The 11,836-nt window shown below is 68.2% G+C and carries 10 protein-coding genes; 8 read left to right on the top strand and 2 right to left on the bottom strand.

What is annotated here, in order from left to right:
- From QN357_RS14440 to QN357_RS14430, 3 genes are all read left to right on the top strand, one after another.
- Positions 1–910, top strand: a 910-nt coding sequence (locus QN357_RS14440; protein WP_323505093.1) for an RluA family pseudouridine synthase, incomplete at its 5' end; no start/stop codon positions are given.
- Positions 911–1,017: 107 nt separating this feature from the next.
- On the top strand, positions 1,018–4,485 hold the full coding sequence (gene dnaE, locus QN357_RS14435; protein WP_416172975.1) for a DNA polymerase III subunit alpha: 3,468 nt from the start codon (positions 1,018–1,020) through the stop codon (positions 4,483–4,485).
- Between the two features lie 85 nt (positions 4,486–4,570).
- The gene (locus QN357_RS14430; RefSeq protein WP_134446085.1) at positions 4,571–5,359 is read left to right on the top strand and encodes a lysophospholipid acyltransferase family protein; all 789 of its coding nucleotides are present in this window, start codon (positions 4,571–4,573) and stop codon (positions 5,357–5,359) included.
- Positions 5,360–5,386: 27 nt separating this feature from the next.
- Here QN357_RS14430 and QN357_RS14425 read toward each other — a convergent pair whose 3' ends face one another.
- Positions 5,387–5,941, bottom strand: a complete 555-nt coding sequence (locus tag QN357_RS14425; protein ID WP_322135933.1) for a flavin reductase family protein — start codon at positions 5,939–5,941, stop codon at positions 5,387–5,389.
- A gap of 73 nt (positions 5,942–6,014) precedes the next feature.
- Here QN357_RS14425 and hisD point away from each other — a divergent pair, with 73 nt between their 5' ends.
- The 3 genes from hisD (at position 6,015) to QN357_RS14410 (ending at position 9,013) form a co-directional block, all read left to right on the top strand.
- Positions 6,015–7,319, top strand: a complete 1,305-nt coding sequence (hisD, locus tag QN357_RS14420) for a histidinol dehydrogenase (RefSeq protein ID WP_322135932.1) — start codon at positions 6,015–6,017, stop codon at positions 7,317–7,319.
- Positions 7,320–7,489: 170 nt separating this feature from the next.
- Positions 7,490–7,981: a transcriptional regulator NrdR gene (gene nrdR, locus QN357_RS14415; RefSeq protein WP_322140787.1), complete on the top strand. Its 492-nt coding sequence runs from the start codon at positions 7,490–7,492 to the stop codon at positions 7,979–7,981.
- A 3-nt stretch (positions 7,982–7,984) separates the two neighbouring features.
- On the top strand, positions 7,985–9,013 hold the full coding sequence (locus QN357_RS14410) for a quinone-dependent dihydroorotate dehydrogenase (RefSeq protein WP_322140788.1): 1,029 nt from the start codon (positions 7,985–7,987) through the stop codon (positions 9,011–9,013).
- A gap of 55 nt (positions 9,014–9,068) precedes the next feature.
- On the opposite strand, the gene QN357_RS14405 is transcribed toward QN357_RS14410, so the two are convergent.
- Positions 9,069–10,115 carry an App1 family protein gene (locus QN357_RS14405; protein ID WP_166787235.1) on the bottom strand — a complete coding sequence of 349 codons (1,047 nt, stop codon included), beginning with the start codon at positions 10,113–10,115 and terminating at the stop codon, positions 9,069–9,071.
- A 167-nt stretch (positions 10,116–10,282) separates the two neighbouring features.
- On the opposite strand from QN357_RS14405, the gene QN357_RS14400 reads away from it, so the two are divergent.
- Positions 10,283–10,984, top strand: coding sequence for a TetR/AcrR family transcriptional regulator (locus QN357_RS14400; protein WP_241975252.1), 702 nt, complete (start codon positions 10,283–10,285; stop codon positions 10,982–10,984).
- An 86-nt stretch (positions 10,985–11,070) separates the two neighbouring features.
- On the top strand, positions 11,071–11,836 hold a 766-nt coding region (locus tag QN357_RS14395; protein ID WP_323505091.1), incomplete at its 3' end, for an ABC transporter ATP-binding protein.

The following is an 11,836-nucleotide window of genomic DNA, read 5'->3' as shown; positions in this document are numbered from 1 at the left end:
CTCCCTCCCCCTTCCGGACGGCCTCGCCGGCGTTCGCGTCGACGCCGGCATCGCCAAACTCCTCGGTTTCTCCCGCAGCTTCGCCGCAGAGGTCGCCGAGGCAGGCGGTGTCGCGATCGACGGCGTCGTGGTCGGCAAGTCCGACCGCCTGCACGCGGGAAGCTGGCTCGAGGTGAACTGGCAACCGAAGGACGCTCTCGAAATCGTTCCGATCGAGGTCCCAGACCTCACGATCGTCTACGACGACGAGAGCATCGTCGTCGTGAACAAGCCCTCAGGTGTCGCGGCCCACCCGAGCGTCGGCTGGACGGGCCCGACGGTTCTCGGCGCGCTCTCCGCCGGCGGCTACCGGATCGCGACCTCTGGGGCCTCGGAGCGCGCGGGCATCGTGCATCGCCTCGACGTGGGCACGAGCGGACTCATGGTCGTCGCGAAGTCGGAGACGGCGTACGTCGCCCTCAAGAAGGCCTTCCACGACCGCGAGGTCGAGAAGATCTACCATGCCGTCGTGCAGGGCCATCCCGACCCGAGTGCAGGCACGATCGACGCGCCCATCGGCAGGCACCCGCGCTCCGACTGGAAATTCGCGGTCATCGCCGGCGGCAAAGACTCGGTCACCCACTACGAGACCCTCGAGGCCTTCCCCTCGGCGTCCCTGCTCGAAGTGCACCTGGAGACGGGACGCACCCACCAGATCCGGGTACACATGGCCGCCCAGCGGCATCCGTGCGTCGGCGACGCCATGTACGGTGCAGACCCCTCGATCACGGCCAGGCTGGGACTCACCCGGCAGTGGCTGATCGCCAAACAGCTTGCGTTCTTCCACCCGGAATCCCGGGAATGGGTCACCTTCTCCGCCGAATACCCCGCGGACCTCGAGCATGCCCTGACCGTGCTCAGGGATGTCTAGGCCAGGAACACCACACACCATCTACCGGAGCATCCGTGTCGAATACCACTAGCGCGAACGGATCGAATGATTCTTTCGTGCACCTGCATGTGCACAGCGAATACTCCATGCTCGACGGAGCCGCGCGGGTCAAACCGCTGATCAAAGAGGCCGTCGAACAGGGAATGCCCGCGGTCGCCATCACAGACCACGGCAACATGTTCGGCGCGTTCGACTTCTGGAAGTCCGCGACGGACGCCGGCATAAAGCCCATCATCGGTACTGAGGCCTACATCACCCCCGGCACCGACCGGCGGGACAAGACCAGGGTCAAATGGGGCACGAGCGGCCAGAACCGCGACGATGTCGGCGGCAGCGGCGCGTACACGCACATGACGCTGCTCGCCGAGAACACCGCGGGCATGCACAACCTCTTCCGGCTCTCGACGAAGGCCTCACTCGAGGGCTACTACTTCAAGCCCCGCATGGACCGCGAGCTGCTGAGCGAGTTCTCGAACGGCCTGATCGGCACGACCGGCTGCGTCGGCGGCGAAGTGCAGACCCGCCTCCGTCTCGGCCAGTACGACGAGGCGAAGAAGGCTGCGGGGGAGCTGAGGGACATCTTCGGACCGGAGAACTACTTCTGCGAGATCATGGACCACGGCATCGACATCGAGCGCCGCACCATGAGCGAGCTGCTCCGCCTCGCCAAGGAGCTCAACCTCCCGCTCGTCGCCACGAACGACCTGCACTACACGCACGCCCACGATGCGACGGCGCACGCCGCCCTGCTGTGCGTGCAGTCGGCGTCGACCCTCGACGACCCGAACCGGTTCAAGTTCGACTCAGACGAGTTCTACCTCAAGACCGCGGCCCAGATGCGGCACCTCTTCCGCGACAACCCGGAAGCCTGCGACAACACGCTCCTGATCGCCGAGCGCTGCGAGGTGAAGTTCGACACCCAGGCCAACTACATGCCGCGCTTCCCGACCCCGGAGGGTGAGAACGAGGAAAGCTGGTTCGTCAAGGAGACCGAGCTCGGCCTGGCCCGCCGGTACCCGAACGGCATTCCCGCCGAGGTGCGCACCCGGGCAGACTACGAGGTCGGCATCATCGCCCAGATGGGCTTCCCCGGCTACTTCCTCGTCGTCGCGGACTTCATCATGTGGTCCAAGACGAACGGCATCCGGGTCGGCCCAGGGCGCGGATCGGGAGCCGGGTCGATGGTCGCGTACGCGATGGGCATCACCGACCTCGACCCGCTCGTGCACGGCCTGATCTTCGAGCGGTTCCTCAACCCGGACCGCGTCTCCATGCCTGACTTCGACGTCGACTTCGACGATCGTCGCCGCGGCGAGGTCATCCACTACGTCACCGAGAAGTACGGCTCCGAGCGCGTCGCCCAGATCGTCACCTACGGCACCATCAAGGCCAAGCAGGCCCTGAAAGACTCCAGCCGGGTACTCGGCTTCCCGTTCGGGATGGGCGACAAGCTCACCAAGGCCATGCCGCAGCCGATCATGGGCAAGGACATGCCGCTCACCGGCATGTTCGACAAGGACCACCCGCGCTACCGCGAGGCCGTCGACTTCCGCGCGATCATCGAGACGGATGCCGAGGCCCGCACGGTCTTCGACACCGCGCTCGGCCTCGAGAACCTGAAACGCCAGTGGGGCGTGCACGCGGCCGGCGTGATCATGTCGTCAGACCCGCTGATCGACATCGTGCCCGTGATGAAGCGCGAGGCCGACGGCCAGATCGTCACCCAGTTCGACTACCCGGCGTGCGAGTCCCTCGGACTGATCAAGATGGACTTCCTCGGGCTCCGCAACCTCACGATCATCGACGACGCCCTCGACAACATCGCCGTCAACCGCGGCCACCGGCCCGTGCTCGAGGACCTCGGCCTCGACGACCCCATCGCATACGAGCTGCTCGCCCGCGGTGACACCCTCGGCGTCTTCCAGCTCGACGGTGGCCCGATGCGCGCACTGCTCCGCCTGATGAAACCCGACAACTTCGAGGACATCTCCGCCGTCATCGCGCTCTACCGGCCGGGGCCCATGGGCGCGAACTCGCACACCAACTACGCGCTGCGGAAGACCGGGCAGCAGGAGATCGTGCCGATCCACCCCGAACTCGAGGAAGCCCTCAAGGACGTCATCGGCACCACATACGGCCTGATCGTGTACCAGGAACAGGTCATGTCGATCGCGCAGAAGCTCGCCGGCTTCTCGCTCGGCCAGGCCGACCTGCTGCGCCGGGCCATGGGCAAGAAGAAGAAATCGGAGCTCGACAAGCAATTCGCCGGGTTCTCCGCCGGGATGAAGACCAACGGGTACTCCATGGAGGCGGTGAAGACCGTCTGGGACATCCTGTTGCCGTTCTCCGACTACGCCTTCAACAAGGCGCACTCCGCGGCGTACGGCGTGGTCAGCTACTGGACCGCCTACCTCAAGGCGCACTACCCGGCCGAGTACATGGCGGCCCTGCTGACGAGCGTCGGCGACTCCCGCGACAAGCTCGCGCTCTATCTCAACGAGTGCCGCCGGATGGGCATCCAGGTGCTCCCGCCGGACGTCAACGAGTCCATCGGCTATTTCGCGGCCGTCGGTCCGGACATCCGCTTCGGGCTCGGCGCCGTGCGCAACGTCGGCTTCAACGTCGTCGATGCGATCCGCGCCTCGCGCGACGAGAAGGGCCGTTTCGAGTCCTTCCACGATTTCCTCCGCAAGGTGCCGATCCAGGTCGCCAACAAGCGCACGGTCGAATCCCTCGTCAAGGCCGGCGCCTTCGACTCCCTCGGAGCGACCCGCCGGGCCATGGTCGAGATCCACGAGGGCGCCGTCGAGTCCGCCGTGAAGATCAAGCGCGACGAGGAACACGGCATGGTCGGCTTCGACTTCGACAGCCTCTTCGACGACCCGCAGGAGACCGAACAGGTCCCGGACCGTCCGGAATGGAGCAAGAAGGAGAAACTCGCCTTCGAACGCGACATGCTCGGCCTCTACGTCTCCGACCATCCGCTCGCCGGCCTGGAGATCCCGCTCGCGAAACACGCCTCGACCTCCATCGCCGACCTGCTCGCCTCCGAGCAGACCCAGGACGCTGACACCGTCACGATCGCCGGCCTCATCACGAGCGTCCAGCACCGGATCGCCAAGAAGAGCGGCAACCAGTACGGCATCATCCAGGTCGAGGACTTCGGCGGCGACATCGACGTGATGTTCATGGGCAAGGCGTACCAGGAGTTCGCGCCCGCGCTCATCAACGACTCGATCGTCGTGGTGCGCGGTCGGGTGAGCCTCCGGGACGACGGCATGAACATCCACGCATACAGTCTCTTCGCGCCGGACCTCGGACAGACCGGCGACTCTGGCACCCTCGCGATCACCCTCGCAGAGGCGCGCGCGACGACCGACACCGTCACCGCGCTCGGCGACGTGCTGATCCGGCACCGTGGCTCCTCGGAGGTGCGGCTCAAGCTGATCAAGAACGATTCGGCCCGCGTCTTCGAACTGCCGTACCAGGTCACGATCAGCGCAGACCTGTTCGGCGAGCTCAAGAGCCTGCTCGGCCCGTTCTGCCTCAGCTAGAGGTCGCCGTCCCAGCCGAGCCGGCCGCGTCCGCCGCGCCGGGCGCATAGCCCGTCGGCTATGCGCCCGGGAATAGCCTTGGACCATGACACGTCGCACGAGCGAACCGTTCTACACCCCGGCCATCGTGGCCGGCCGGGCCATCTTCGGGGTCTTCCGGCTCAAGGCTGCGGCGACCGGCTTCGAGAACCTCCCCGATACCGGGGGAGCCGTCCTGGCGATCACGCACTTCGGCTATGCCGACTTCGCCCTCGTCGAATGGCAGGCCTGGCTGCACAACCGCAGGCACATCCGCTTCATGGCCAAGAAGGGCGCCTTCGACAAGCCCGTCGTCGGCTGGCTGCTGCGCGGTATGCACCACATCAGCGTCGACATGCAGGCGGGGGCCGCAGCATACGGCGAGGCCGTGGCCGCCCTGCGCGCGGGTGAACTCCTCGGGGTGTTCCCGGAAGGCGGGGTCAACGCCTCCTTCACCGTGCGCGAGCTCAAGTCCGGCGCGGTCCGGATGGCGAGGGAGGCCGGCGTCCCGGTGATCCCTGTCGCGGTCTGGGGCGGCCACCGGCTGCTGACGAAGAACCACAAGCCCACCCTGCGGGAGGCGTACCGGGTGCCGATCCGCTTCTCCGTGGGAGCGCCGTTCGAGCTCGACCCCGCCGTCGACGCCCAGGAGCTCACCGCGCAGCTCCACGACACCCTCCAGGCCATGGTCGACGAACTCCAGGCCGGGTATCCCGTCGACGGTTCCGGCCAGTGGTGGCAGCCGCGCCATCTCGGCGGCGCGGCTCCGACCCCGGAGGAGGCTGCGGTCGTCGAGGCAGAACGCCAGCGACTCCGCGCGCTCAAGCGCACTGCCGCGACACGCGACGACGCCTGACCCGGCCAACGGGTCGTTCGCCTCGGCTCAGAGCGCCGCTTCCGGTCCGGGCACCCGGTACATCCGCTCGTGGTAGAGCAACGCCTCGTCTTCGTCGCCGAGGCCGCCCTCCTCGATCTGGACGACGATCACGGCGCCGTTGTGCACAGAGACCCGCTCGATGATGTGGCCGACCATCCAGCTCGTCACGTCGTTCAGCACCAACAGGCCGTGCGGACCCTCATGCCAGTGGTCACCGGCGAAGCGCAGGGCGTTCGGCCCGCTCATCCGCTCGGCGAGGGCGCGATTGCGTGCGCCAAGGGTGTGGATGACGACGCGGTCCGTCTCGGCGATCGCCGGCCAGGAGCTTGCCGTCCTGGCCATGTTGAAGGTCGCGAGCGGCGGCACGGACGACAGCGAGGCAAGTGAGGTCGCCGTGAAGCCGACGGGGGTTCCGTCGGTCTGGCGCGCCGTCACGCACGCGACACCGGCGGCGTGGCGCCGGAACGCCTGCTTGAACGCGGCGAGGTCGAGAGGGGCGTTCGGATCTCCCTCGAGCCGGGGAACGGTCGGTGTTTCGCGGATGTCGTTCAGTTCGTTCATGTCACTTGCCCCAAGGTCTGTGAAGGCCACCCTATTCCCGTGTGATGGATGTTGGTGGCTAGGCTGGTCAGACATGATCCAGAGACTTGACCTACGAGGCACCCGGCCGACGCCGGCCGAACTGCTCGCCACGATTCCGCGCGCCGTCACCGATGTGACCGCCGCGAGCGCCGTGGCCGCCGAGCTCATCTCCGACGTCCGCGCGCGCGGCGAGGCGGCGCTCTACGACCAGGCCGAACGGCTCGACCGGGTGCGCCCTGACGCGCTCCGGGTCCCGGCCGGCGACATCGCCGACGCCCTGGCCGGGCTCTCGCCCGAAGTGCGCATCGCCATCGAGGAGACCATCCGGCGGGTCAGGCTCGCGAGCGAGGCCCAGGTGCCGCCGCACGTGACCACGACCATCGACGAAGGAGCCGTGATCACCCAGCGGTGGCAGCCTATCCGTCGCGTGGGCCTCTACGTGCCGGGCGGCAAGGCCGTCTACCCTTCGAGCGTCGTGATGAACGTCGTGCCCGCGCAGGTCGCCGGGGTCAGCTCGATCGCGCTCGCCTCACCGCCGCAGCAGGCGTTCGGCGGACGCGTGCACCCGACCATCCTCGCCGTCGCCGGGCTCCTCGGCGTCACCGAGATCTACGCCATGGGCGGCGCCGGCGCTGTCGGCGCGTTCGCATACGGGGTGCCGAGCCTCGGCCTCGACCCCGTCCAGCTCGTCACCGGCCCCGGCAACGTCTACGTCGCCGCCGCCAAGCGGCTCGTCCGAGGCGTCACCGGCATCGACGCGGAAGCCGGCCCCACCGACATCCTCGTGATCGCCGACTCCGGCGCAGACCCGCTCCTCGTCGCGGCCGACCTGGTCAGCCAGGCCGAGCACGACGAACTCGCGGCCGCCGTGCTCGTCACCGATTCGGTCGAGCTCGCGGATGCCGTCACCGCGCGACTCGCCGTGCTCGCGGTGACAACCCCTCACGGTGAGCGGGTGACCGCCTCGCTCTCCGGAACCCAGTCCGCGATCGTGCTCGTCGACGACCTCGCCGCCGCCGCCGCATTCAGCAACGCCTTCGGGCCGGAGCACCTCGAGATCCAGACCAGGGACCCGCACGTCGAACTCGCGCTCATCGAGAACGCCGGGGCCATCTTCCTCGGCCCGAACTCACCGGTGAGCCTCGGCGACTACTCAGCGGGCTCCAACCACGTGTTGCCGACCGGCGGCCAGGCCCGGTTCTCGTCCGGCCTCGGGGCGTACACGTTCCTCCGCCCGCAGCAGGTCGTCGAGTACAGCAGGGACGCACTCCGCGGTGTCGCCGCCAATATCGCGGCGCTGTCGGACGCCGAGGATCTCCCCGCGCACGGCGCGGCCGTGACCGCCCGCTTCGCCTGACCCGAACCGATTCGACGGAGATTGTGTCCGGAAGCCACGGGGGAGTGCCGTTCCGGGGTGTTTCAGACCGAGCGCCCGTCGAATCGGTCAGGGCGTCGGGGCGAGGGTGTGGCGCGACGCGCCCGGGCGACGGCGAATCCCCCGGAAAGGGGCGCTAGGCTGGCAGCACAATGTTCTGCCCGTTCTGCCGCCACCCGGACTCCCGAGTCATCGACTCGCGCACGAGCGACGACGGACTTTCCATCCGTCGCCGTCGCCAGTGCCCCGAATGCGGTCGCCGGTTCAGCACGACGGAGACCGCGAGCCTCAACATCGTCAAGCGCAGCGGCGTCGTCGAACCGTTCAGCAGGGACAAGATCGTCACCGGTGTCCGCAAGGCCTGCCAGGGGCGGCCGGTGACGGACTCCGACCTCGCCCTCCTCGCCCAGCGCGTCGAGGAGACCATCCGCCAGACGGGTGCCTCCCAGGTCGCCGCGAACGACGTCGGCCTCGCGATCCTGCCGCCGCTGCGTGAACTCGACGAGGTCGCCTACCTCCGCTTCGCGAGTGTGTACCGCGCGTTCGACTCCCTCGAAGACTTCGAGAGCGCCATCGACCAGCTCCGCAGTGAACACGAGGAGAGTCTCCGCAACGGGGCCCTCGGCGACGAGCCCGAACTGTAGCCGGTGTACCCCTTCTTCTTCCGGCACGTGCTCGCGCGGCTCGACCCCGAGCGCGCACACCACCTCGCCTTCACGGTGATCCGTCTCATTCCGAGCCGGGGCATCGGGCGGCTTGTCCATGCGTTCACCCGGCCGAGAACCGACCAGGCCGTGCACACCCTCGGCTTGCGCTTCGATTCCCCGTTCGGCGTCGCCGCAGGCTTCGACAAGGACGGCCTCGCCGTGATCGGCCTGGGCCGCCTCGGTTTCGGCCACGTCGAGGTCGGCACGATCACGGCGCTGCCGCAGCCGGGAAACCCGAAACCGCGGCTGTTCCGGCTGGTCCCCGACCGCGCCGTGATCAACAGGATGGGCTTCAACAACCAGGGCGCTGCAGCGGCAGCAGTGCGCCTCGCCCGGGTGGGTTCGATCGCTGGACGGCCGGTGCTCGGCATCAACATCGGCAAGAGCCGCGCGACCGCGGTGGACGACGCCACGAGCGACTATCTCGTGAGCGCCAGGGCCCTCGCGCCCCTCGCCGACTACCTCGTCGTCAACGTGAGCTCGCCGAACACCCCCGGCCTCCGCGGCCTGCAGGAACTCGACCAGCTGGCCCCGCTTCTCACCGCCGTCCGGGCGGCGTCCGGGAGCACCCCCCTGCTCGTCAAGATCGCCCCTGACCTTCGCGACGAGGAAGTCACCCGCATCGCCGAACTCGTCGTGCGGCTCGGCCTCGACGGCATCATCGCGACCAACACGACCATTTCACGCGAGGGTCTCTCGACGGATGCCGCCAGGATCGAGGCCATCGGAGCCGGCGGCCTGTCGGGGGCCCCACTCCGGGCCCGCTCGCTCGCGGTACTGCGCCTGATCCGCGCGAGCGTTCCCGCCGGCCTCTGCGTGATTTCCGTCGGAGGAATCGACACCGCCGCCGACGTCGCCGAGCGGCTCGATGCCGGGGCGACCCTCGTCCAGGGCTACACGGCGTTCCTGTACCGTGGCCCGCTCTGGGCGCGCCAGGTCAACCGCGGCCTCGACCGGCTCCGCGCGTAACCTCCCCGCCTGACGTCAGCGGCCGGTGCGAGGTGCGCGGGCATCCGCCGATCGCTCAGATGAGCGGTGCGCCCGGCGCGAGGACTCCGAGCGCTACGAGTTGCCTGGCGAGGCTCGCACCGTCCGGCCCGTAGACCCAGCGGGGGTCCGTGGACTCGAGGGCGGCATCCTTTGCCCGTCGTCCGGCGAGAACCGCCTCGCTCGGGGAGAGCTCGCGAATGGCGACGGCCTCGACGCTGCCGGGGAACTCGCGCTGGAACTCGCTGTAGATGTCCTCGTCGTGCTGGCCATCGTCCCCGACCAGGATCCAGCGGATCCCGGGAAACTCCAGGGCCAGGCGACGCAGGTTGGCGCGCTTGTGGTCGGTGCCGCTGCGGAACCACCGGTCGTGGGTGGGGCCCCAGTCGGTGAGCAGCAACGCGCCGGCGGGGTAGAGGTTACGGGAGAGGAACCGGGTCAGGGTCGGCGCGACATTCCAGGCGCCCGTCGACAGGTAGATCACCGGGGACCCCGGCGCCGCCGCGGTGAGACGGTCCAGGAGTACGGCCATGCCGGGGGTGGGCACCCTCGCGTGTTCGTCGAGCACGAACGTGTTCCAGGCGGCGAGCAACGGCCGGGGGAGGGTCGTGACCATCACCGTGTCGTCGACGTCGGAGATGATGCCGCGATCGACGAGCGGAGCGACGATGAAGAGCGGCGCATCGACGGGTGCCGAGGCATCCGTGCTGAGTCGGGCGACCTGCCAGCCCGGCGTGAGCGGCAGCCGGATGACCGTGTCGACGACGCCGCCGCGGTCGGCGCTCACGCGGTGGCTGAAGCCGTTGATCTCGATCGTGACGGTGACGTCGTGCACGGGAACCGCGGTGAAACTGCGCCAACCGCGGATGCCGGCCTCGCGCCGTTCGGCTCGCCAGCGTCTGCGCGTGACGGCCTTCTTGGTCCGAGCCGGCTTGGCCAGCAGAACCCGGCAGAGAATCCGCACCCATTCGGTGCTTCCGTATCCCGCGTACGGGATGACCGTGGGCAGATAACCGCGTTTGCGGGCGCTACGCTCGCGACGTTCGTGCATCCAGTCTTCGATCCGGGCTGCGCGATGCATCATTTTCGCAGGTCGGCCCGCATTCGTTGTTCTGGAAGGCTTCGGCACGCCTCCTAGTTTGTCATGTGCCGCCCCTTTCGGGAGGATCCAGTCGTGCCGCGACCCGTTTGGCATCGCCGGGGGGACAAGACCCGTAGGATTGGGTCCTACTTCAAGGAGGACAAGTGTCAGTGAGTGACCTTTTCGAGGGGGACATCGTTGAGGCCGGCGCACAGGTCCGGATCGAACCCATCCAGCAGCGCAGCACGGCACGCCTGTCCGGCCTGCTCGATGCCGCTGCCGTCGTCGTCGACGAGGTCGGCTTCGACCGGATCACGACCGCGATGGTGGCTGAACGCGCGGGGGCATCGATCGGAACCGTGTACCGCTACTACCCGGACCGGGTCGCAGTACTGCATGCCCTGCGTGAGCGGGCCATTCAGCGATATCGACTCCGCGTCGCCAGGGAAATCAAGCTTGCAGACCCGAAGACCGCCTGGGAGACCATCGACTGCGCCATCACGGCCTTCGTCGAGATGTACCGGACCGAACCGGGCTTCCGCATCATGCACTTCGCCGACAGGGAACGGCTTCCGATCAGCTCGGCGAGCCCGGCCGACGGGATCGAGGTCGGCTTCCTGGCCGGCCAGCTCGCAATCGCTCTCTCCGAGCGGTTCGGCCTCCCGTACGGGCCGGATCTGCTGTTCCGGCTTGAGGTCATGGTCGAGATGGCCGCAGCGGTCCTGTCGAGAGGGTTCCAGTCCAACGTCCTGGGCGACGAGCGATACATCGCGGAGGCGAGGCGGGTCATCGCGGTATACCTGGCGGGCTACTACGGCGAGGAACTCGAGCAGGACGGTGCAGCAGTCCCAGTCTTGGAATCTGCTGAGTAGAGCTTGGCATCCGGCGGCTTTCCTGATTGGGTGGGAGATCGCTGGCACGTGTTGATTCGACATCAAGCGAGGAATGGGCCACTTCCATGATTGAGTTCCGATCGGTGACGAAAGAATTCCCGGACGGCACCCTTGCGGTCGACGACTTCAGCCTCACGGTTCCCTCGCACCGCACGACCGTGCTCGTCGGATCCTCCGGCTCCGGGAAGACCACCCTGCTGCGGATGATCAACCGCATGGTCGATCCGACGTCCGGCACGATCGAGATCGACGGCGTCTCCGTCGCGTCCCTCGAACCCGTGAAGCTGCGGCGCAGCATCGGCTACGTGATGCAGAATTCGGGACTGCTCCCGCACCGCACCGTCGTCGACAACGTCGCGACCGTGCCCCTTCTGCGTGGTGTGCCGCGCAGGACGGCGCGGGCGGATGCGCTGCGCCTGCTGGACACCGTCGGGCTCGACCGCGCCATCGCCGACCGGTACCCGAGCCAGCTTTCCGGCGGCCAGCAACAGCGCGTCGGCGTTGCCCGCGGCCTCGCCGTCGATCCCAATATCCTCCTGATGGACGAGCCCTTCGGCGCCGTCGACCCGATCGTGCGCGCGGAGCTGCAGCAGGAGCTCATCCGGCTGCAGCACGAGCTCGGCAAGACCGTCGTGTTCGTGACGCACGACATCGACGAGGCGTTCCTGCTCGGCGACCAGATCGCCATCCTGCGGGAGGGCGGCCGGATCGCCCAGCTCGGCACCCCGGCCGAGATCCTCGCCAACCCGGCCGACGACTTCGTCGCGAGCTTCGTCGGTGCCGACCGGGGAAAGCGCGCCCTGCACGTCGAGAGCCAGGACGGCTCGGACG

Origin of the sequence: Cryobacterium sp. RTC2.1, from assembly GCF_035018685.1 — a bacterium.
Taxonomy (GTDB): domain Bacteria; phylum Actinomycetota; class Actinomycetes; order Actinomycetales; family Microbacteriaceae; genus Cryobacterium; species Cryobacterium glucosi.
This window is presented reverse-complemented; position numbering and strand designations above follow the sequence as displayed.